The organism is Vibrio sp. 10N.222.55.C7 (assembly GCF_041473335.1).
Classification (GTDB): domain Bacteria; phylum Pseudomonadota; class Gammaproteobacteria; order Enterobacterales; family Vibrionaceae; genus Vibrio; species Vibrio crassostreae_C.
Genome location: NZ_JBFRSC010000028.1, coordinates 191,265 through 212,465, shown reverse-complemented (window position 1 = coordinate 212,465; position 21,201 = coordinate 191,265). Strand labels below are relative to the sequence as shown.

Here is a 21,201-nt window from a genome sequence, read left to right as displayed (position 1 = left end):
TGATACAAAGTGCGTTAAGCGAGACTTTGTAAAGCGAAGCAATATCATCAGGTTTAAATAGTGTCGGTTCTAGGAAGCAGAACCATTTCAAAGGATATAGAACAATGCCAATTAGTACTCCTCAAGAAATTATTGAAGACATTCGCCTAGGAAAAATGGTTATCCTGATGGATGATGAAGATCGCGAAAATGAAGGCGATCTGATCATGGCAGCAGAACATGTGACGCCAGAAGCGATTAACTTCATGGCGATGTACGGCCGTGGTTTAATTTGTCTGACGCTAACCAAAGAGCGTTCAAACCGCATGGGTCTAGCGCCTATGGTTCAAGATAACAACGCACAGTACACCACTAACTTTACTGTTTCGATTGAAGCGGCAGAGGGCGTAACAACGGGTATCTCTGCATCAGACCGTGCAGTGACGGTTCAAGCGGCAGTGGCGAAAGATGCGAAAGCGGCTGATCTTGTTCAACCTGGTCATATTTTCCCACTGACAGCGCAAGATGGCGGTGTTCTGACTCGCGCAGGACACACAGAAGCAGGTTGTGATTTAGCACGTCTTGCAGGCTGCGAGCCAGCATCGGTTATCGTTGAGATCCTAAACGACGACGGCACCATGGCTCGTCGTCCAGATCTTGAAGTGTTCGCAGAAAAGCATGACATCAAACTAGGCACAATTGCTGACTTGATCGAATACCGCAACAACACAGAAACAACGATTGAGCGCGTTGCCCAATGTCATTTGCCAACTGAGTTTGGTGATTTCGAGCTTGTGACTTACCGCGATACAATTGATAACCAGATCCACTACGCGATGCAAAAAGGTGACCTATCTGAAGGTGCTCCTTTGGTACGTGTTCATCTGCATGACACGTTCACCGATCTGCTTCATTCAGACCGTGGTACGGAGCGTAGCTGGTCGCTAGATAAAGCGATGAAGCGCATTGGCGACGAAGGCGGTGTGTTGGTTATTCTTGGCAACGAAGAGTCGTCTGATTCTTTGATTCACAAAGTGAAGACATTCGAAGCGCAAGACAAGAACGAGCAGCCAACTATGGCGAAGAAGCAGGGTACCTCGCGTCGTGTTGGTGTCGGTTCTCAGATTCTTCAAGATCTAGGTGTGCACGATATGCGTCTGCTTTCTTCAAGCACTAAGCGTTACCACGCATTGGGTGGTTTTGGCCTTAACGTTGTTGAGTACGTTTGCGAATAAACCATGCGTTAGCAAGCAGACGTTTCTCCGTTTGTAGCAACATAATTTACCGATGATTTCAGTGGCTCTTTTGGTGATAAATCTTGCCAAAAGAGCAAAGTAGCCAAGTCCGACTCAAAACGTGTTCAACACACAAACTTGGTTACTCGCTGTTCCTATATGCTTGGGATCAGCGCTGCATTATCATCTTTACATTGCCGGTGTCTGTTCTTCTAAATTACCATTAGATATTGCTCACAGTTTTGTGCTAGAATCCGGCGATTCTCACTTGATGAAAATAGTTAAAGGAAGGCTTATGAAAGTGATCGAGGGTGGCTTCCCAGCGCCAAATGCAAAAATTGCTATCGTTATTGCTCGTTTCAACAGTTTTATTAACGAAAGTTTACTTTCTGGTGCAATCGATACTTTAAAGCGTCATGGACAAGTAAGCGAAGACAACATCACTGTTGTTCGTTGCCCTGGTGCAGTAGAACTTCCACTTGTAGCGCAGCGCGTTGCAAAAACAGGTAAGTTCGATGCGATTGTATCTCTTGGTACAGTAATTCGTGGCGGTACACCTCACTTTGACTATGTTTGTAGTGAATGTAATAAAGGTTTGGCACAAGTGTCTCTGGAATATTCTCTTCCAGTAGCGTTTGGTGTTCTTACTGTTGATACGATCGATCAAGCTATTGAACGCGCAGGAACCAAGGCTGGTAATAAGGGTGCAGAAGCAGCACTTAGCGCACTTGAGATGATCAACGTTCTTTCTGAAATCGATTCCTAATGGGGGCCAGTGTGAAACCAGCCGCACGTCGTAACGCACGTCAATTTGCTCTACAAGCAATTTATTCTTGGCAAATTACTAAAGAAAATATTGCTACCGTTGAAGAACAGTTCTTATCTGGTGGTAAGTATGATGAAGAAGAGCATCATGCTGCAGAGCCTGCTCTTGCTATGCCAGAAACAGACGTTGCATACTTCCGCGACCTACTAACTGGTGTTGCTCTTAGCCACATGGAACTTGATAGCAAGCTTCGTCCATTCGTATCTCGCCCTATGCAAGATCTGGATCTGATGGAACTAGCGCTTCTACGTTTAGCTATGTACGAGATGACTCGTCGCGAAGATGTACCATACAAAGTGGTTATCAACGAAGCTATCGAGCTTGCAAAAGTATTTGCAGCAGAAGATAGCCATAAGTTTGTTAACGGTGTGCTTGATAAAGCTGCACCGCACGTTCGTAAGAAATAAGACGTTCGTATATTGAATCTAAAGGTCAGCTTTTATGCTGGCCTTTTTTGTAACTAAATTTCTGTAATATCCATGATTACGGCGATTTTTATGAGACTAAAGATAGGGCATGTGATGTCTGGCGAATTTAACCTGATTGAAAAATATTTTGTAAATCGACAACCACAACGTAAAGACGTTCTTCTAGCTGCTGGCGATGATTGTGCTTTGGTCAAAGCGCCGGGCAATGTTGAGATAGCGATCAGCACGGACACCTTAGTGGCTGGTACCCATTTCTTAGCTGAGGCGAATCCGGCTTGGGTGGCACACAAAGCGTTGGCTTCCAATATCAGTGACCTTGCTGCAATGGGCGCGACGCCTGCTTGGGTGTCTTTTGCTTTAACCATGCCTGAAATCGATGAAGCATGGCTTGCTCCCTTCTGTGACTCCTTTTTTAAACTCGCAGACTACTTTGGTATTCAGTTAATTGGTGGCGACACAACCAAAGGTCCACTAAGCCTGACACTGACGGTACAGGGCTTTGTTCCTGAAGGACGAGCGCTGCGCAGAGATGGCGCGAAAGTGGGCGACTGGATTTACGTAACAGGTAATCTAGGTGACAGCAAAGCTGGCTTAGAAGTGTTACTTAACCCTGAGCAGAACAGAGCGAAGCCCTATGCTGCTGAGCTTGAAGAGAGACATTATGTGAGCGCCCCACGAGTGTTAGCGGGTCAGGCTCTAGTGAACCTTGCTTCATCTGCGATTGATATCTCTGATGGCGTTATTGCTGATTTAAAACATATCCTTAAGCGTTCTCAAGTTGGCGCGAGTATTGATGTAAGCACGCTGCCTATCTCTCCAGAGTTACGTCAGTTCGCTCCTGATATCACTTCAGCTCAGCAGTATGCGCTAACGAGTGGTGAAGAGTACGAACTGTGCTTTACTGTACCAGAAGAGAATAAAGGGTCGCTGGAAAGTGCTTTGTCACACACAGGTACAAAAGTCACCTGCATTGGCCAGATAAGACCTGTAGAATATTTTGAATTACACAATAATGGTGAACCACTAAGCTGGAACTTAACTGGTTACGATCACTTTAAGGTTAATTGATGACAAACCCACTTTCTCTTATTTCTCTTAAAAACCCTTGGCATTTCTTAGCAACGGGTTTTGGCAGTGGCTTATCGCCTATTATTCCCGGCACAATGGGCACGCTTGCGTCAATTCCGTTGTACCTATTGTTGGTTCAGTTACCGTTTCCTGCTTACGTTGCCGTGGTGGTGGTAAGCTGCATTATTGGTATTAAGATCTGCCAAGTAACGTCTGACGATATGGGCGTGCATGACCACGGTTCTATCGTTTGGGATGAGTTCGCGGGCTTTTGGATCACCATGAGCTTAGTGCCTATGTTGAATATCCCTGCTGATGACTGGAAGTGGCTGCTGACTGGTTTTGTGCTTTTCCGCTTCTTTGACATGGTGAAACCATGGCCGATTGGTTGGTTAGATGCACGAATTCACGGCGGTTTAGGTATCATGATTGACGATATTGTAGCGGGTATTATGGCGGCTATTTCGTTGTATGCCGTGGCACATTTCGCAGGTTGGTTAGTGTGAGTTAACTGAAGGGCTAAGGTTTAGTTGGCGATACACCAAACTAATTAGCAGATACAAAAAAGGTTGACCCTAGGGCCAACCTTTTTTGTTTGCGGAGCTTACGAGCTTACGTATTAAAGCTACTTGGCAAGATAGTCAGTGATAGACTTCTCAATGCCTTTCGCGTCCAAACCAAGCTCTTCATGCAGTTCGCCTTGCGTACCTTGAGCAATGAACTTGTCTGGTAGGCCAAGGTTCAATACTGGCATCAGCAGTTTCTCTTGCATCAAGAACTCAATCACACCTGCGCCCGCACCACCTGCAATCGCATTCTCTTCGATAGTTACCAGTACATCGTGGTCAGCAGCAAGTTGTTTGATCAGAGCTTCATCGAGTGGTTTCACAAAGCGCATATCTGCAACTGTCGCATCGATGACGTCAGCGGCTTGAAGTGCACTCTCAAGGAAAGTACCAAAGCTTAAGATAGCGACTTTCGAGCCATCTTTTGTTTTTTCGCTTTCGCGAACGATACGACCTTTACCAATCTCAAGCGCGGTAAATTTATTTTGTATCTCAGTACCCATACCATTACCGCGAGGGTAACGAACGGCACTTGGACCTGTATGCTGGTGGCCAGTGTAAAGCATTTGGCGACATTCGTTTTCGTCGCTTGGCGCCATGATCACCATGTTTGGAATACAACGCATAAAGCTTAAGTCGAACGCACCTTGGTGTGTTTGACCATCAGCACCGACAAGACCTGCACGGTCAATAGCGAACATGACCGGTAAGTCCATGATAGCCACATCGTGGATCAGTTGATCGTAGCCACGTTGTAGGAACGTCGAGTAGATAGCGACAATCGGCTTATCACCCGCAATCGCCATACCGGTTGCTAGGGTCACAGCATGCTGCTCAGCAATTGCTACGTCGAAGTATTGTTCTGGGTACTCTTTCGAGAAACGCACCATGCCAGAACCTTCACGCATTGCAGGCGTGATCGCCATTAGCTTAGGATCTTGCGCCGCCATATCACACAGGAAGTCACCAAAAATCTTAGAGAAAGTTGGTTTAGAGCTGGTGCTCTTAGGCAGACTTGAGTGTGCTGGATCGAATTTCGGTACGCCGTGGTAACCGATTGGATCTTTCTCAGCTGGCTCGTAGCCTTTGCCTTTCTTAGTCATGATATGCAGGAACTGAGGGCCTTTAAGGTCTCTCATGTTCTTAAGCGTTTTAATCAGCTCATTGACATCGTGACCATCAATTGGGCCAATGTAGTTAAAGCCTAACTCTTCGAACATGGTGCCAGGGACAACCATGCCTTTTAGATGTTCTTCTGTACGACGAACCAGCTCTTTAATCGGCGGAACGCCTGATAGCACTTTCTTGCCGCCCTCACGAATTGACGTGTAAAGACTGCCAGAAAGAACTTGAGCTAGGTGGTTGTTTAGCGCACCTACGTTTTCAGAGATCGACATCTCGTTATCGTTCAGGATAACCAGCATGTCATTGTGAATATCGCCCGCGTGGTTCATGGCTTCAAATGCCATACCCGCAGTAATCGCGCCATCACCAATCACACTCACGACTTTACGGTTCTTGCCTTCTTTCTTCGAACTGATAGCCATACCAAGTGCAGCACTGATCGATGTTGAAGAGTGACCAACAGAAAGGGTGTCGTATTCGCTCTCTTGACGCCATGGGAATGGGTGCAGTCCATCTTTTTGACGGATAGTCGACAAGCGGTCGCGACGACCTGTAAGAATTTTGTGCGGGTATGCTTGGTGACCAACATCCCAAACCAACTGGTCAAAAGGCGTGTTGTACACATAGTGCAGAGCAACTGTCAGCTCTACTGTACCTAAGCCTGACGCTAAGTGACCACTTGACTGGCTCACTGAGTTAAGAAGATAGGTACGTAATTCATCACAAAGCTGTGTCAGCGTCTCTTTTGGAAGTAGACGCAAATCCTCTGGCTTATCAGCCAAAGCAAGAGTTGGGTACTTTGATATATCAAGAGTCATAGGTAATGCGCGCTTATTGTCTTAGTTCTTGCGCTCGATGACGTATCGGGCGAACTCTTCGAGTAACTGGGTATTGTATGGGATTGCAGCCAAAGCTTGAAGCGCTTCCTGTAGCAGAGTTTGCGCTTTTTCTTGAGCGCCCTCTAAACCTAGCAAAGAAGGGTAGGTGCTTTTGTTCAATTCTTGGTCAGAACCCTGTGGCTTACCCAAAGTTTCAGTATCGCCAGTGATATCTAAAATATCATCTTGAACCTGGAATGCTAATCCAATGGCGTCGGCGTACTTGTCTAATTGAGGCATCACTTCAAACGCTTTTTCACCAGCAGCGAGAGCACCTAAACGAATCGCACATTTCATTAGCGCGCCCGTTTTATTGCGGTGAACTTCTTCTAACTCTTCTAGCGTGACAGAGCGGTTTTCAGCTTCAATATCAAGTGCTTGTCCAATGCACATACCTTGTGCACCAGAGGCTTCGGCTAGGCGTTGAATCATTCGAACGCGATTGCTTTCACCCTCAGCACTTAATGTACCTTCCGCAAGTATAGTAAACGCGAGAGTTTGTAGTGCATCGCCAGTTAAAATTGCCGTTGCTTCATCGTATTTGATGTGACAAGTCTGATGGCCACGACGCAGTTCATCGTCGTCCATTGCTGGAAGGTCGTCGTGAATCAGAGAATAGGCATGAATACATTCGATTGCAGATGCTGGAGTGTCGAGTTCTTCAGCGGTGCAGCCGAGCATTTCCCCTGTAATGTAGACAAGAAATGGACGTGCGCGTTTACCGCCTAAAAGTAACCCATAACGCATCGCGTTGATCAGGTTCTGATCTTGGTGTGGTAGGCGATCAAGCCAAAGGTTCAGTTGCTCGTTATTACGTGCTTGATAAGACAATAAAGTCTCAATCATAGGGGATCTCATACAATTCGTTATTCTGGTTGTGGGTTAAAGTCACTAAGTTCTGCGTTTTCATCATTTTGCAGTAGGATGCTAACACGCTGTTCAGCATCGTTTAGTTTGCTTTGACCGGCACGAGCGAGGGAGATGCCTCGTTCGAACTTTTTCAGCGCATCATCTAAAGCTAGATCACCATTTTCTAGTTGATCAACCAAGCCATCAAGCTCTTCGATTGCTGCTTCAAAGCTCATATTTTCAGGTTTCTTAGTAGCCATAATAAATCTGCGTTTGGAAAGATGAACGAACGTTACCCTAGGCCGCTGAGATGGTCAAATGTAACCAAGAAATTTTGCTAGAAAGTTCGTTTTTAAGGGGCTTGAACGCACTTTGCTTGAATAACCTTAGCTTTATCGAGTTTATGCGCTACGTATAAGAGCAAAGTAAGCCAATAGTTGGGATTCAAAAACGAAAAGTGTGATACTTAGGCCAAGAATTTACTAAAAGATCTTATAGTCTTGCCGATACAAAGATTATCGTCGACATAGAGCTACAAAAAAGCATGAGGAGTGCTCAGTGGATTTAGCAACCCTAATAGGTTTGATTGGTGGATTTGCCTTTGTAATTATGGCAATGATCCTAGGTGGAAGCCTCGGGATGTTCTATGACACGACATCCATTTTGATCGTAGTTGGGGGCTCAACCTTTGTTGTTCTAATGAAGTTCACCATGGGACAGTTCTTTGGTGCGACTAAAATCGCAGGCAAAGCTTTTATGTTTAAAGCGGATGAGCCTGAAGATCTTATTGCGAAAGTTGTAGAGATGGCTGATGCGGCTCGTAAAGGTGGTTTTTTAGCACTGGAAGAGATGGAAATTAACAACAGTTTCATGCAAAAGGGCATCGATCTTTTGGTGGATGGCCATGATGGAGATGTAGTTCGTGCTGCACTGCAAAAAGACATCGCATTAACCACAGAGCGTCATGAGCAGGGCGCGAAGGTGTTCTCCGCATTTGGTGATGTAGCACCCGCGATGGGTATGATTGGTACCTTGGTTGGCTTGGTTGCCATGCTTTCTAACATGGATGATCCAAAAGCGATCGGCCCTGCGATGGCGGTGGCACTTTTAACCACCCTATATGGTGCGATTCTTTCGAACATGGTGTTCTTCCCAATTGCCGACAAGCTTGCGCTGCGTCGTGACCAAGAGACACTCAACCGTCGTTTGGTTATGGATGGCGTACTCGCGATTCAAGATGGTCAGAACCCACGAGTAATCGATGGTTACCTGAAGAGCTACCTAAACGAAGGTAAGCGTACGATTGATGGTGAACCTGCGTAAGAGGAGTTGAAGATGGATGAAGAAAATCCATGTAAATGTCCTCCTCCGGGATTGCCTCAATGGATGGGGACATTTGCTGACTTGATGTCACTGCTGATGTGTTTCTTCGTACTGCTGCTCTCATTCTCTGAGATGGATGTACTGAAGTTTAAGCAGATCGCTGGCTCGATGAAGTTCGCATTTGGTGTGCAGAACCGCCTAGAAGTCAAAGACATCCCGAAAGGGACCAGCATCATTGCACAAGAGTTTCGACCTGGTCGTCCAGAGCCGACACCGATTGATGTGATCATGCAGCAGACGATTGATATTACGCAGCAAACGCTTGAGTTTCATGAAGGTGAATCTGAGCGTGCTGGCGGTACCATGCGTGATCAAGGCAAGATGACCGGAGGCAAGTCGCCAGAGGTTTCGACTCACGACAATCAAAACTCTGAGTCAGACCAACAGCAACAACAAGCTGAAGCTCAATCGCAAGAGATGGAAACCTTGATGGAAAGCATCAAGAAGGCGTTGGAGCGAGAGATAGACCAAGGCGCGATTGAAGTTGAAAACCTTGGCCAGCAGATTGTGATTCGAATTCGTGAGAAGGGTGCATTCCCATCGGGTTCTGCTTTCCTACAGCCTAAGTTCCGACCTTTGGTGAGACAGGTTGCTGAGTTGGTGAAAGATGTTCCGGGTATCGTTCGAATCTCAGGGCACACCGATAATCAACGTCTTGATTCCGAGCTTTATCGATCTAATTGGGACTTGTCATCACAGCGAGCAGTGTCTGTTGCTCAAGAGATGGAAAAGGTGCGTGGTTTCTCTCATCAACGCTTGAGAGTACGCGGCATGGCGGATACCGAGCCAGTCGAGCCGAACGATACTGAATGGCAACGTAGCCTCAACCGCCGCGTTGAAATCAGCATCATGCAGGGCGAGCCGCTTTACAGTGACGAAGTGCCTGTTATTAATGAATAGCCGATACGTGTACACACGGTAGCATGCAGATAGCATCGAAAGCCCAACCTTATAATGAGGTTGGGCTTTTTGTTTGCTGGTCTTCAATGGTTCTCTCTGCGGCATTTATGTCGTTTCGAAACCTGCTACTGTTAATAACAAGCGGTTTAATGATGGTGTTACAGCAAGCACTCTTTTCCTTGCTTCACTTTCTCATGTATAATTCGCGCCCTTAGATTTAGATATGATCTATTCTTGCTTCAAGTGCTGTGTAAATTCTCTAATTTACTTGGCGATGAGCGTTTTCAAAATTTTGAACATTAATGTTGTGAAAGTACTATGAAATTTATTGTTAAGCCCCATCCGGAAATTTTTGTAAAAAGTGAATCGGTGCGTAAGCGCTTCACAAGGATTCTAGAGTGCAACATTCGTAACGTTATTCAACGTCGCTGTGAAAGTGTTGCGGTATTCAACCGTCGCGATCATATTGAAGTGACGTCTGAGAGTGACCAGTACTACGCAGAAGTGTTAGAGGCTCTGACTCACACTCCAGGTATTCACCACTCTCTTGAAGTTCAACAGTCTGAATTCAAAGACTTGCACGATATTTACGAGCAAGTACTAGAACGCAGCCGTGCTGACATTGAAGGCAAGACTTTCTCTGTACGTGCTAAGCGTCGTGGTAAGCATGACTTTACCTCTATTGAACTTGAGCGCTACGTAGGCGGCGGTCTAAACCAAGCAGTTGAGTCAGCGAAAGTTCGACTTAAGAACCCTGATGTAACCGTTAAGGTTGAAGTGGTTAACGACAAGCTAAACCAAGTTCTAGCTCGTCACAAAGGCCTCGGTGGCTTCCCTCTTGGTACTCAAGAAGATCTACTGAGCTTGATCTCTGGCGGCTTTGATTCTGGTGTTTCAAGCTACCTGCACATCAAACGCGGCTCTAAGGTTCACTACTGTTTCTTCAACCTTGGTGGCCCAGCGCACGAGATTGGTGTTAAACAAGTGGCTCACTACCTATGGAATAAATACGGCTCATCTGCAAAGGTGAAGTTCATTTCTGTAGACTTTGAACCTGTGGTTGCTGAAATCCTTGAGAACGTTGAAGATGGCCAAATGGGCGTTGTTCTTAAGCGTATGTTCATGCGTGCTGGTGGTATGGTTGCAGAGCGTTTCGGTATCGAAGCACTAGTAACGGGTGAAGCTCTTGGTCAGGTTTCTAGCCAAACGCTAACTAACCTGCGTCATATCGACAACGTGACGGACACTTTGATCCTTCGTCCACTGATCAACTGGGATAAAGAAGACATCATCGACCTTTCTCGTATCATCGGTACTGAAGACTTCGCTAAGGTAATGCCTGAGTACTGTGGTGTTATTTCTAAGAAGCCAACAGTGAAAGCGAAGAAAGGCAAACTGGAAGCAGAAGAAGCTAAGTTTAACTTTGAAGTGCTGGATCAAGTGATCGAGAACGCTCGTGTTATGGATATCCGTGACATCGAGAAAGAGAGCCAAGAGCAAGCGCCTGAAGTTGAACAAGTTCAAGCTGTTGCTGAGCACGCTATCGTTCTTGATATCCGTAGCCCAGAAGAAGAAGACGAAAGCCCATTAGAGATCGAGGGTGTTGAAATTAAACACATCCCATTCTTCAAGCTTTCGACTCAGTTTGGCGACCTAGACCAAGCGAAAGAGTACTTGCTGTACTGTGACCGTGGTGTAATGAGCCGTCTACAGGCACTTTACCTACAAGAGCAGGGCTTCCATAACGTTAAGGTTTACCGCCCATAGTGGTGTGTTGACCAAGCGTTAATCATTTTGCAAAGCCGTTTACTGAAAAGTAAGCGGCTTTTTTATTTTCTATTGTGAATGATTTACAGTAGTCAGACAGAGGCGTGAGTTTGGGCGTGCTATCGTCATGCTCAGCTTTGAAATTTTTGATTGATAGAAAGAGTGTGTTCTAAACGGGTTTATAAGTACCGAAGAAGTGTGAGTATCTTGAAGTATTCTGTTACTTTTTAGTGCAACTCAATGGTGCTATTTGTATGTGTTCAGTTGATTATTTGAGTGGGTGTCTGATTCTGTGATTGGCGATGAAAAATAATAAAGATTAATTAGCACAGCTATTGATAAACTTGTTGTTACATTTCTTTGCACATAAAAAAACACCGCCCATAAGGCGGTGTAAACAAATTTGACAGACAGGTCAAAATAAATACAGGAAGTACATGCCTCGTTTCAGTATAAACTGCAACAAAACATTTGGTAGAACTCTACCCAACTCGAAAAGAACGAGTTTGCAAACACAACATCGCAGGAGCTAAGCCAATTGATTCTAGAGAGAATCAAGCCGTTCAGGCTAGCTGCTGCGGGATGAAATATAGAATTTCTCTGGCTGCTAGGCAATGGACAAATTATAATGTTTCAGATAAAAAAAACTAATGCTTATTTAGAGAGTAACTATGTCTCGTCGATTACCCCCATTAAACTCGCTAAGAGTGTTTGAAGCTGCAGCTCGACACTTGAGTTTTACGCGTGCTGCAGAAGAGTTGTTTGTTACTCAAGCGGCAGTCAGTCATCAGATCAAAGCGCTTGAAGAATTCTTATCTTTGAAGCTGTTTCGCCGAAGAAACCGCTCTTTGCTGCTAACTGAAGAAGGTCAAAGCTACTTCTTAGATATCAAAGATATTTTCACATCACTAGCAGAAGCGACAGACAAAGTGCTGGAGCGAAGTGAGAAGGGCGCATTGACCATCAGTTTACCGCCGAGTTTTGCTATTCAATGGTTGGTACCAAGGCTCGCTGACTTTAATCAGCAAGAGCCTGATATTGATGTAAGAATCAAAGCCGTTGATATGGATGAAGGCTCGCTAACCGATGATGTAGACGTCGCTATCTATTATGGCCGAGGTAATTGGTCGGGGCTTAGAGCCGATAAGCTTTACCAAGAATACTTGATCCCTCTTTGCTCACCTTCCGTGCTGCTAGGAGTAAAACCATTAGAATCTCTCAGTGATTTAGCATGTCATACGCTATTGCATGATACTTCTCGAAAGGATTGGAAACAGTTCGCTAAGCAAAATGGCATCGATGGGGTAAACGTTAATCACGGCCCTATCTTCAGTCACTCAACCATGGTGCTGCAGGCAGCGGCTCACGGCCAGGGCATTGCTCTGGGTAACAACGTGTTGGCGCAGCCTGAAATCGAAGCGGGTCGTTTGATTGCGCCTTTTGATGAAGTGTTGGTGAGTAAGAACGCCTTCTATGTGGTTTGTCATGAGAAACAAGCCGACATGGGTCGTATTGCTACCTTCCGCGACTGGATGCTAGCGAAAGCGCAAAGTGAACAAGAGGACTTACTCGATGAATAACGTCATCATTGATGGTGAAGACAATCCCATCACCTTTATCTTTGCCCATGGTGCTGGCGCAGGCATGGAGCATGAGTTCATGCAGTCGGTAGCCAAAGGGTTAGCCTTTAAAGGGATACGAGTGATTCGTTTCAACTTCCCTTACATGATTAAACGTGCTGAAGATGGTAAGCGTCGTCCACCTGACAGAGCGCCTAAGCTACTTGAAGCCTATCAAGAGATTATTGAGCAGGTTGATGCCGATAAGCTTGTGATTGGTGGTAAGTCGATGGGAGGGCGTATGGCGAGCCATTTGTCTGAAGTTGATAAGGTGGCCGCCATGGCGTGTTTAGGCTTTCCTTTTCATCCTCCTGGTAAACCAGATAAGTATAAAGGTGAACACTTAGCTGAGTTGCAAAAGCCGTGTCTGATTTTACAGGGTGAGCGCGACACTTTTGGTAAGCGTGAAGAGTTTGCTGACTTTGATCTGTCGGATTCTATTCGTGTTGAATTTATTCCCGATGGCGACCACAGCTTTAAGCCTCGTAAGAGCTCCGGTTACACAGAGCAGCAGAATATTGCGTTAACCGTTGAGAAGTTGTCGGCGTTTATCAAAGAGGTGCTCAATGAGAAGTAAGTATTTACTCACTTTTGCAGGTATCTCTGGCGCAATAGCCGTAATGCTAGGTGCCTTCGCCGCTCACGGGTTAAAAGCTGTCTTGCCAGAGTATCTGCTAGGCGTGTTTGAGACAGGTGTTCAGTACCAGTTTATCCATACACTAGCAATATTGGCGTGTGGTGCTCTGCTACAGATGAAACTTGGTGCTAAATCACAAAAATATTTTTTCATTGCGGCAATTTGCTTTATCATCGGCATCCTTTGTTTTAGTGGCAGCCTTTATGGCTTAGCACTGACAGGAATAAAATGGTTTGGCCCTATAACACCGTTTGGTGGTCTACTATTTATCATTGGTTGGGGAGTCTTCTCCTTCGCTGCTTTGAATATAAAAGAGGTAACTCAGTGAAACACGTACTACTTTATTGTCGCTCTGGTTTTGAAAAAGAATGTGCTGGCGAAATTCAAGACAAGGCAACACAACTGGAAGTGTTTGGTTTTCCTCGCCTAAAGAACAATACAGGTTTTGTATTGTTTGAATGTTACCAAGCAGGTGAAGCGGACAAGTTGATCAAAGAGATCGATTTCCAATCACTGATCTTTGCTCGTCAAATGTTGGCAGTGGCTGTTGAAATTAAAGACCTGCCAACCGATGACCGTATTTCTCCAATTCTTGAGGCGCTTTCTGAGAAAGAAGGTTTCCCACGTTGTGGCGATATCCGTATTGAAACACCAGACACTAATGAAGCAAAAGAGCTTTTGAAGTTCTGCCGTAAGTTTACTGTGCCGATGCGTCAAGCGATGCGTGGCAAAGGCCTGATGACAGCGAAAGATAATGCTAAGAAGCCTGTGCTTCATTTATGCTTCATCGCTCCGGGTCACTGCTTTGTGGGTTACTCTTACCCATCGAACAACTCACAGTTCTTTATGGGTATCCCTCGTCTGAAATTCCCATCAGATGCACCAAGCCGTTCTACATTGAAGCTAGAAGAAGCATTCCACGTATTCATCCCTCGTGATGAGTGGGACGAGCGTCTGGCTCCAGGTATGTGGGGTGTTGACTTAGGTGCGTGTCCAGGTGGTTGGACTTACCAATTGGTTAAGCGTTCGATGTTCGTTCACTGTGTTGATAACGGCATGATGGCAGACAGCCTAATGGAAACGGGTCAAATTAAGCACCACATGGTAGATGGCTTTAAGTTTGAACCAGATCGTAAGAACGTAACTTGGATTATCTGTGACATGGTTGAGAAACCAGCTCGTGTTGCACACCTTATGGGTGAGTGGATCATCAAAGGTTGGGCGAAAGAAGCACTGTTCAACCTTAAACTGCCAATGAAAGGCCGTTACGATGAAGTACTGCAAGATATCGAGAACCTAAAAGTGTTCCTTATTGAGAACAAAGTGAAGTTTAAGATGCAGGCTAAGCACCTTTATCATGATCGCGAAGAGATCACGGTTCACATTCAGGCGCTTTCAAACATCTCACCGCACTAATACGCGGTTAATGAACATAAAAAAACGCTCCTTGTTAGGAGCGTTTTTTTGTATCAATATTATCGAGTCACAGCGACTTAAGAGCTTGCTTCGTAACGAATATCTTGCAGGTTGAACCCTAAATCAATATCGGTTTTGAGTGCCGATACTTGCTTACATACACGAGCGGATTCGATGTGTTCGTCGAACTTCTTACGATATTTTTTCGGCAGATCTTCTGCTTGATAGGCCGCTTCGATATCTGGGTAAGTGGTCAATATCTCTTTGGCTGCTTTTGGCCCGATACCTGGGATGCCCGGTACTTGGCTTGAGCTTACGCCCGTTAATCCCCAGTAATCCGCCAGTTGTTCAGGTTTAACGCCAAACTCAGCTTCGATAAAGGGTTTATCTAACCAGCGGTGCTGGAAGTAATCTCGGATCTGAAGCGTTGGTGACAACAGTTGGCAGTAGCCCTTATCCGTCGAGACGATGGTGACGGTTTCTCCGTGGTCAGCCACTTTCTTTGCCAGTGTTGCGACGAGATCATCCGCTTCATCGCCATCAGACAGCAGTGAATCAATGCCTAACTCCCACCAAGCTTGTTGAATAGCATCAAGGCCTTTCATCAATGGTTCTGGCATCGGTTTACGATTCTGCTTATAAGCAGGAAGCACATCTGCGCGCCAGCCACGGTCTTGTAAATGGTGATCAAATACCGCGATGATGTGGGTGGGCTTTGATTCATTCAGAATCTTATTGAGAGTGCGAATTGTGGTGGTAATGGTTCTTGCTATATCGGTTGGATCCGGCTGAACAGAGTGCACGCGTCGGATGAGGTTTAAGGCATCGATAATAACAAGATGGATAGACATAAGTTTCCACTAAATAGGCAATAAAAAAGGGGCTGCTAGCCCCTTATAGTAACGTATCACTTGGTGAGTTGAAACGTTGGTAACGTAAACGCCTTAATCACGTGAGGCGATTTTATAGCAAGGCACGTAGTCGGTCCCTCCCGGTAACTTCATTCGATGTTGCTCAACAAAGTCATTCAGCAGTTGGTCCATCTTGGTCATTAGCTCTTTGTCGCCATCAATTAGGAATGGGCCGTGCTTCTCGATCTCCAGAATACCCTCTGCTTTGACGTTACCAGCCACAATGCCTGAGAACGCTTTACGTAAATTAGCGGCTAGGCTTTCTGTTTTTTGGTCCATATGAAGATCAAGCGCCGCCATAGATTCGTGTGTTGGGTCGAATGGCAGTTGGAACTCAGGCTCAATATGCAGTGACCAGTTGTAGCTGTAGGCATCACCGGTCTCTTTACGGTGAGAACGCACATCTGGCATCGCTTGTTTCATGATTTTCGCAGCGCGTGCTGGGTCATCAATCACGATCTCGTAATGTTTCTGAGCATCAGGCCCTAGAGTTTCCCCAATGAACTTATCGATTGAGCGGAAGTAAGCCTCACTCTCTTTCGAGCCCGTTAACACAATCGGCATTGGCTGTTCGGCGTTATTCGGGTGCATCATGATCCCTAAGATGTACAGCAGCTCTTCGGCCGTGCCGGGGCCGCCTGGGAAAATGATGATGCCATGTGCCATACGAACAAACGCCTCAAGACGCTTCTCAATATCTGGCATGATCACCAGTTCGTTGACGATTGGGTTTGGTGGCTCAGCCGCAATGATCGAAGGCTCGGTTAGCCCAAGATAACGATGATCGGTGTAACGCTGCTTCGCGTGACCAATGGCAGCCCCTTTCATTGGGCCTTCCATTGCACCCGGTCCACAACCGGTACAGATATTCAGTTCACGGAGGCCGAGCTCATTACCGACTTCACGAGTGTATTGGTATTCGCTGGCATTAATAGAGTGACCACCCCAACATACAATCAGGTTAGGCTCGATGCCTGGCGTCAACGCACCTGCATTTCTCAAGATACCAAACACAAGGTTAGTAATGTGAGTGGCATTAGTCAGGTTGAGCCTTTGGTTATCGGCTAAGTGCATGTTGACGTAAACAATGTCACGCAGCACTGAAAATAGGTGCTCTTGAATACCCTTGATGATTTCACCATCGACAAAGGCATGCTCTGGTGGGTTGCTTAGTTCGAGCTTAATACCACGCTCACGGCGAACGACTTCGACATCGAACGACAGATATTTGTCGAGCAACTCTTTGGAGTTGTCGGTATGGCTACCCGAGTTCAGGACCGCTAACGTACAGTTGCGATACAGTTGGTACAGATCACTAGACGCGGTTTTCTTAAGACGCTCAACCTCAAGTTGAGAGAGTAAATCCATGCTACCGGCAGGGCTGATATGAGTGATCATAGTGCCTCCTTGTTGAAAAGAGCAGGGGACGTTGAAGTGACCCTCTGGCTCGAGAGTGAGAAGCAAACGTTGAAAGTGTTTGGTTAAAGGTAGGAGAGAGTTAACCAGACGAAACGGATACGACAGCGTTGCTTGCCATGAATGCTTGTTAAGCGAATGTTAATCATTAGCTTAGCAAACATTGAGGGAAATGGTATGTGATAAGTATTTGAAAAAATGAAATAAATTAAATCTAGGGCTGGCCTAGTGCCAAACAAGTTGGTTGGTACCGCGTTGTTTTGCTTTATTTAGAGTCTTATTGAGTCGCTCTAGCACTTCTTCAGGTGTATCTGACTCTTTAAACTGAGTACTTGCCGCGCATAAAGTGATCGTGATTTGCTGGTCACGGAATTTAAAGGGCAGGCGGCTTACTTGAGTTTGAATGTTCTGAATCACCTGATGGCAATATTCATCGGTTTGCTCTGGCAGCAATAACACAAACTCTTCACCTGAAAAACGTGCCACAGTATCGGTGGTGCCTGCTTCTTTGGTAATAGTTCTTGCGATGATCTTGAGTGCTTTGTCGCCCGCGGTGTAACCAAAGCTATCGTTAATTGCTTTGAAGTTGTCGATGTCGAGCAGTACTACGCGTAGCGAGTGTTGCGCGCGGATCCAGCGGCGATACTCAAGCTCTAAGCGATCAGTAAAGGCAGTGCGATTGTAAACCTTGGTTAGAGGATCAAGCAGCATACGCTGAGCCTGATCTTCCAAGCGCTTACGGTAATCTTGCGTCACTTCATAGAGTGAATCTAACTGAGTCTTTCCGTAACTCATTCTCTCTATCAGAGCTTGTTCTTTTTGCTCTGCGTGGTTCAGCCTTTCCGAAAGAGAGGCGATTTCACTGAGTAGCGGATTAATCGACAGCTTTAAACTATCAATATCTTTCGCTTTATCTACCGAGCTTTGGCTTCTAGTGACTAGTTCATTTAACTCAGAGTTTAGACCTTGTCGGTGCTCAAAGTAGCTCTGGCTCTGGTCGGCATTTTGGTCTGCCGTTTTGATGCTGGACGCTAAAGAAGAATTAAGCTGATCGATGAATTGTTCAGACTTCTTACGTTCTAGGTTGGTGCCTTCAATAACCAGTTTGAGGATCTGAAGTGTTAGCTCAAGTAGGTTTTGTGTGGAAACACCAAGCAGCAGCTTCGCTCGAATATCGGTAAGCAGATCACCCGATTCACCCTCGAAGTCGAGTTCAGTGATCAGATGTTGTAGTTCGTTTGATAGGTCGGAAAGGAGCTCTTGTTCCGGAGAGTGCGCAGCGTCAGCAAAATGGGTGCGTGAGTTATTCGCCATAATCTTTATGGCACGCTCATAAATACCGAGAAGTTTCATGGCGTGGTCGACTTTCTGACTGCCATTGCATTCGGAGAAGCTAAGTAAGTTTCGTAGGTCGCGTTTGAGCTGTGCTGGAAGGCCAGTTATGCGCTGCAGCGTTTCCCCACTGTGCTTAATGCTATCGTCCAGATACCCGTTCTGTTTATCCATAGCCAACGTTTTCTGCTTAAGCATCCTTTCTAGTACTGCCAGTTTTGGGATCATTGAGCTAATGTCTTTTTGCTTTTCTAGCTCTTCCCTAAGGGCAATGAGGTTTTCATCTAAATGGCTGTTACTACCAACACATGCATCACTTAAAGACGTGACGATACGCTTTAGAACTTTCTGTTCTCTAATAAACTTGAACGAGGTGTCTCTTTGCGTCAAACGGACCTGCTCCAACTGAGATTTCAGCTGGTGGAGTTGCGCCTGAATGTCTTTTTCAAGAATGCCCATAGATGTATTTATTAGCGCCGCGTAGACCGATCTCGATCATTTTGATGAAATTCCGTTACATCGATAATAACAAAACTAAAAATAAGGTCACGACTTGCTGCTCTTAACCGCTCGCAAATCAGTCATCTTTTAGCATTTTTTTGATGTTGTCCTCATTCTGGTACGAGGATTGTATTTTTATTAACCCTTGATTAATCGCATGTTTACACGCTTCTCTTATGTTACCAGTTGCAAGGCTCGCTGCTGGTGCATTATCGATAGCTTTTAGATAGACCCATTGGCTACTGCGCTCTTTGAGACTGATCTCACGGGCGAGATTGGTCGACATCAACAATACGTCGAGCAGCTCTTGATCGTTAATTGCGGTGTAAGCGCGTGGCAAGAATGGGTAGTCAGCGATGCCCATACGGACCGTTCGGTTGATGTTTCGCTCTGTTTCGAAGTCATTCACCCAAGACTGAATCTTTCTGAACATGTCCTCAGGCGACAAATCACGGTCCGCGTTTGGCTCGATATAAAGCAGGTTCGCATCCGAGAAGTGGTAGACACGAGCTGGGCCTTCAAGCTTAGATTTTAGGAATTCACCGAAAGCGTCTTCCAGTTCTAGACCGGCTTTGTAACCGTTCTGCGTGTACATATTGCGTAAGAACGGTAAATCAATCATCACGAAGCGTAAGCGGTCGTTGAGTGGCTCATGAATCAATTCGCCAAGTTGCCACTGTTCGAAGGTCTGGCTGGTTTGTTCCAGCGAGTTAGAGAGCTTCGCATTGAGCATTCTTAAGTTCGGAAGCTTTGAACGTGAGTGCGTAAATAGGTCGGTGCGCAGTGAGTCCACTTCTTTGGCTAAGGTTTGAATGAGATAGCCACGGCGCAGAACAAAGAAGAACAAGACAATGCTGAACAGGAATAGGGCGAACGATATTTTTTGGAACTTACGATGCTCCAGTTTGTATTGCTCTAGCTCTTGCGCTTGGCCTGCGTAGTGCAGGGTTTGTTCGGCAAATTCTTTCTGTTGACGGAACGCGTCTTCGCCAACACGGTTGAGTTTTTGCTGCTCTAGAGAGACAAGGCTGTTGTATTGCTTGAGGTTTGCCAATGCTTGCTGTGGACGACCTGCCTGTTCATAACCCAAAGAAAGTAAGTAGTACGAGCGTTGTGAAAGGCGCATGTTCTCTATCTGGCGTGAGATCTCAAGTGCACGTGTCGCATGCTTTATCACGTCTTCGCTTTCTTGTAGGTGATACGCTAACCCTGCAGATAACAGTGCAGCACGGCCTTCCAGCTTTGGAATGTCGGTATATTCCAGCAGCTCAAGGGCACGGGTTAGGTACTGTTCTGCTAGAGGGTAGTTATAAAGGCGTAAGTAGGTCGCCGATAGACTTAGTCGGATATCAATGACTTGGTGGATATCTCGGTCAGTGCTTTCGTGATCAAGAACGTTGAAGAAGTGTACCAAGGCAAGGTTATATTTCCCTTGATAGAAGTACACATCCCCCATTTTCTTAAGCACTTGTGCTAAGACAGGCGAGTTTTCAAAGTTGTCATAGAAATCAGCGGCTTGAGATAGGTGTTCTAACGCTTTATCCAACACTTGGCGCTCAAAGAAAAGCTGCGCAAGTAGGCGGTTGACCTTGGCCAAACGTGAACTTAGATTGCCCTCTACTGATTTCCAGTAGCCATACAACAACTCGGATAACGCGTGGTTGTACTCTTTGTGAGTCAGATAAAACTCGCCGACGGAGATATGGTAGTCGATGGTGACTTTTTCAGAGTAACGTTGATCGAGATAGGTTTTGGCTTCTTGATAGAACTTTTCGGCTTCATCGATCTTGTTGTCGTAAGAGGCGATGTCGGCTTTCAACATGATCAAGCGATAGGTAATGCCTTCCGTTAAGCGTAAGGTTTTATTCACCGACTCTAGATTTGTTTCAATGTTAGTGAGCTCTGATTTTGCTTTGGCTGATTTTCTATCACTCAGCCAAAGTAAGCGAACTTTTAGGATCTGAAGATCTATTTTTAGGTAATCAAGCTTATAGGTTTGCGCTAGCTCGGAGGCTTTGTCGATGTGCTGAATCGCAATACGCATATTGCCAAGGTTGTATTCCGCTTTGGCTAAGATCTTATACGCATCGATACTGCTGTTTGGTGTTCGAATCGAGGAGTCTGTCTCTTCGCGAGAAATAGCTGAAGGGCTTTTCTCGCGTTGATCAGAAAGGACACGCAGCGTTAGGTAGCTGTTGGCCATTTGTTTTGCTTGGCTCGGCTCGATCTCAACCAAATTATTGGCTTCATTGAGTAGCGCCGACGAATAAACCGACGCATTGACCGATGTGCTTAAGCTTAAAATAAATAGACTAACAACGTATAACCAACGCATTTCAATGTCCCTTTAAAGATTTGGTAGGTT

General features: G+C 45.7%; 19 protein-coding genes. 12 read left to right on the top strand and 7 right to left on the bottom strand.

Annotated elements, in window-relative coordinates; all coding sequences use genetic code 11:
- The first annotated feature begins 104 nt into the window (after positions 1 to 104).
- The 5 genes from ribBA (at position 105) to pgpA (ending at position 4,042) form a co-directional block, all read left to right on the top strand.
- Complete coding sequence (gene ribBA, locus AB4482_RS11125; protein WP_017060784.1) at positions 105 to 1,214, top strand: bifunctional 3,4-dihydroxy-2-butanone-4-phosphate synthase/GTP cyclohydrolase II; 1,110 nt, start codon at positions 105 to 107, stop codon at positions 1,212 to 1,214.
- Positions 1,215 to 1,509: 295 nt separating this feature from the next.
- Positions 1,510 to 1,980 (top strand): 6,7-dimethyl-8-ribityllumazine synthase, encoded by a 471-nt coding sequence (gene ribE / locus AB4482_RS11120; protein ID WP_004741508.1) that lies wholly within the window; start codon positions 1,510 to 1,512, stop codon positions 1,978 to 1,980.
- On the top strand, positions 1,980 to 2,447 hold the full coding sequence (nusB, locus tag AB4482_RS11115) for a transcription antitermination factor NusB (protein ID WP_004734399.1): 468 nt from the start codon (positions 1,980 to 1,982) through the stop codon (positions 2,445 to 2,447). The genes ribE and nusB overlap by 1 nt, the downstream gene beginning before the upstream one ends.
- 114 nt (positions 2,448 to 2,561) lie before the next feature.
- The gene (gene thiL, locus AB4482_RS11110) at positions 2,562 to 3,536 is read left to right on the top strand and encodes a thiamine-phosphate kinase (protein WP_017066823.1); all 975 of its coding nucleotides are present in this window, start codon (positions 2,562 to 2,564) and stop codon (positions 3,534 to 3,536) included.
- Positions 3,536 to 4,042 carry a phosphatidylglycerophosphatase A gene (gene pgpA, locus AB4482_RS11105; protein ID WP_017060782.1) on the top strand — a complete coding sequence of 169 codons (507 nt, stop codon included), beginning with the start codon at positions 3,536 to 3,538 and terminating at the stop codon, positions 4,040 to 4,042. The genes thiL and pgpA overlap by 1 nt, the downstream gene beginning before the upstream one ends.
- Before the next feature lie 119 nt (positions 4,043 to 4,161).
- On the opposite strand, the gene dxs is transcribed toward pgpA, so the two are convergent.
- Genes dxs through xseB form a run of 3 tightly spaced genes read right to left on the bottom strand, consistent with a single transcriptional unit; the run spans position 4,162 to position 7,214 of the window.
- Complete coding sequence (dxs, locus tag AB4482_RS11100; RefSeq protein ID WP_017060781.1) at positions 4,162 to 6,045, bottom strand: 1-deoxy-D-xylulose-5-phosphate synthase; 1,884 nt, start codon at positions 6,043 to 6,045, stop codon at positions 4,162 to 4,164.
- A gap of 21 nt (positions 6,046 to 6,066) precedes the next feature.
- On the bottom strand, positions 6,067 to 6,951 hold the full coding sequence (ispA, locus tag AB4482_RS11095) for a (2E,6E)-farnesyl diphosphate synthase (RefSeq protein ID WP_372180929.1): 885 nt from the start codon (positions 6,949 to 6,951) through the stop codon (positions 6,067 to 6,069).
- Between the two features lie 20 nt (positions 6,952 to 6,971).
- On the bottom strand, positions 6,972 to 7,214 hold the full coding sequence (gene xseB, locus AB4482_RS11090; protein WP_004734405.1) for an exodeoxyribonuclease VII small subunit: 243 nt from the start codon (positions 7,212 to 7,214) through the stop codon (positions 6,972 to 6,974).
- A 298-nt stretch (positions 7,215 to 7,512) separates the two neighbouring features.
- On the opposite strand from xseB, the gene pomA reads away from it, so the two are divergent.
- From pomA to rlmM, 7 genes are all read left to right on the top strand, one after another.
- Positions 7,513 to 8,277 carry a flagellar motor protein PomA gene (pomA, locus tag AB4482_RS11085; protein WP_017060778.1) on the top strand — a complete coding sequence of 255 codons (765 nt, stop codon included), beginning with the start codon at positions 7,513 to 7,515 and terminating at the stop codon, positions 8,275 to 8,277.
- A gap of 12 nt (positions 8,278 to 8,289) precedes the next feature.
- Positions 8,290 to 9,237, top strand: a complete 948-nt coding sequence (locus AB4482_RS11080; protein ID WP_017060777.1) for a flagellar motor protein MotB — start codon at positions 8,290 to 8,292, stop codon at positions 9,235 to 9,237.
- A gap of 318 nt (positions 9,238 to 9,555) precedes the next feature.
- Entirely contained in the window at positions 9,556 to 11,004 is a 1,449-nt protein-coding gene (gene thiI / locus AB4482_RS11075) for a tRNA uracil 4-sulfurtransferase ThiI (RefSeq protein ID WP_372083587.1), read from the top strand.
- 671 nt (positions 11,005 to 11,675) lie between these two features.
- The gene (locus tag AB4482_RS11070; RefSeq protein ID WP_012604639.1) at positions 11,676 to 12,584 is read left to right on the top strand and encodes a transcriptional regulator GcvA; all 909 of its coding nucleotides are present in this window, start codon (positions 11,676 to 11,678) and stop codon (positions 12,582 to 12,584) included.
- The gene (locus AB4482_RS11065) at positions 12,577 to 13,200 is read left to right on the top strand and encodes an alpha/beta fold hydrolase (protein WP_372180926.1); all 624 of its coding nucleotides are present in this window, start codon (positions 12,577 to 12,579) and stop codon (positions 13,198 to 13,200) included. Before AB4482_RS11070 ends, AB4482_RS11065 begins: the two co-directional genes overlap by 8 nt.
- On the top strand, positions 13,190 to 13,588 hold the full coding sequence (locus AB4482_RS11060; RefSeq protein ID WP_017069500.1) for a DUF423 domain-containing protein: 399 nt from the start codon (positions 13,190 to 13,192) through the stop codon (positions 13,586 to 13,588). The genes AB4482_RS11065 and AB4482_RS11060 overlap by 11 nt, the downstream gene beginning before the upstream one ends.
- Entirely contained in the window at positions 13,585 to 14,676 is a 1,092-nt protein-coding gene (rlmM, locus tag AB4482_RS11055; protein WP_136981665.1) for a 23S rRNA (cytidine(2498)-2'-O)-methyltransferase RlmM, read from the top strand. Before AB4482_RS11060 ends, rlmM begins: the two co-directional genes overlap by 4 nt.
- Before the next feature lie 77 nt (positions 14,677 to 14,753).
- Here rlmM and xni read toward each other — a convergent pair whose 3' ends face one another.
- The 4 genes from xni to AB4482_RS11035 form a co-directional block, all read right to left on the bottom strand.
- On the bottom strand, positions 14,754 to 15,527 hold the full coding sequence (xni, locus tag AB4482_RS11050) for a flap endonuclease Xni (RefSeq protein WP_017063342.1): 774 nt from the start codon (positions 15,525 to 15,527) through the stop codon (positions 14,754 to 14,756).
- A 93-nt stretch (positions 15,528 to 15,620) separates the two neighbouring features.
- Entirely contained in the window at positions 15,621 to 16,985 is a 1,365-nt protein-coding gene (gene ppnN / locus AB4482_RS11045) for a nucleotide 5'-monophosphate nucleosidase PpnN (RefSeq protein ID WP_017060771.1), read from the bottom strand.
- Between the two features lie 243 nt (positions 16,986 to 17,228).
- Positions 17,229 to 18,794, bottom strand: coding sequence for a GGDEF domain-containing protein (locus AB4482_RS11040; RefSeq protein ID WP_017069497.1), 1,566 nt, complete (start codon positions 18,792 to 18,794; stop codon positions 17,229 to 17,231).
- A gap of 118 nt (positions 18,795 to 18,912) precedes the next feature.
- Positions 18,913 to 21,171 (bottom strand): tetratricopeptide repeat protein, encoded by a 2,259-nt coding sequence (locus AB4482_RS11035; RefSeq protein ID WP_017071997.1) that lies wholly within the window; start codon positions 21,169 to 21,171, stop codon positions 18,913 to 18,915.
- Between the last annotated feature and the right edge of the window lie 30 nt (positions 21,172 to 21,201).

Excerpts from the sequence above, each read along its gene's own strand:
- ribBA (WP_017060784.1), top strand. The coding sequence starts at position 105 with ATGCCAATTAGTACTCCTCAAGAAATTATTGAAGACATTCGCCTAGGA.
- ribE (WP_004741508.1), top strand. The coding sequence starts at position 1,510 with ATGAAAGTGATCGAGGGTGGCTTCCCAGCGCCAAATGCAAAAATTGCT.
- nusB (WP_004734399.1), top strand. The coding sequence starts at position 1,980 with ATGGGGGCCAGTGTGAAACCAGCCGCACGTCGTAACGCACGTCAATTT.
- thiL (WP_017066823.1), top strand. The coding sequence starts at position 2,562 with ATGTCTGGCGAATTTAACCTGATTGAAAAATATTTTGTAAATCGACAA.
- pgpA (WP_017060782.1), top strand. The coding sequence starts at position 3,536 with ATGACAAACCCACTTTCTCTTATTTCTCTTAAAAACCCTTGGCATTTC.
- dxs (WP_017060781.1), bottom strand. The coding sequence starts at position 6,045 with ATGACTCTTGATATATCAAAGTACCCAACTCTTGCTTTGGCTGATAAG.
- ispA (WP_372180929.1), bottom strand. The coding sequence starts at position 6,951 with ATGATTGAGACTTTATTGTCTTATCAAGCACGTAATAACGAGCAACTG.
- xseB (WP_004734405.1), bottom strand. The coding sequence starts at position 7,214 with ATGGCTACTAAGAAACCTGAAAATATGAGCTTTGAAGCAGCAATCGAA.
- AB4482_RS11080 (WP_017060777.1), top strand. The coding sequence starts at position 8,290 with ATGGATGAAGAAAATCCATGTAAATGTCCTCCTCCGGGATTGCCTCAA.
- thiI (WP_372083587.1), top strand. The coding sequence starts at position 9,556 with ATGAAATTTATTGTTAAGCCCCATCCGGAAATTTTTGTAAAAAGTGAA.
- AB4482_RS11070 (WP_012604639.1), top strand. The coding sequence starts at position 11,676 with ATGTCTCGTCGATTACCCCCATTAAACTCGCTAAGAGTGTTTGAAGCT.
- AB4482_RS11065 (WP_372180926.1), top strand. The coding sequence starts at position 12,577 with ATGAATAACGTCATCATTGATGGTGAAGACAATCCCATCACCTTTATC.
- AB4482_RS11060 (WP_017069500.1), top strand. The coding sequence starts at position 13,190 with ATGAGAAGTAAGTATTTACTCACTTTTGCAGGTATCTCTGGCGCAATA.
- xni (WP_017063342.1), bottom strand. The coding sequence starts at position 15,527 with ATGTCTATCCATCTTGTTATTATCGATGCCTTAAACCTCATCCGACGC.
- ppnN (WP_017060771.1), bottom strand. The coding sequence starts at position 16,985 with ATGATCACTCATATCAGCCCTGCCGGTAGCATGGATTTACTCTCTCAA.
- AB4482_RS11040 (WP_017069497.1), bottom strand. The coding sequence starts at position 18,794 with ATGGGCATTCTTGAAAAAGACATTCAGGCGCAACTCCACCAGCTGAAA.
- AB4482_RS11035 (WP_017071997.1), bottom strand. The coding sequence starts at position 21,171 with ATGCGTTGGTTATACGTTGTTAGTCTATTTATTTTAAGCTTAAGCACA.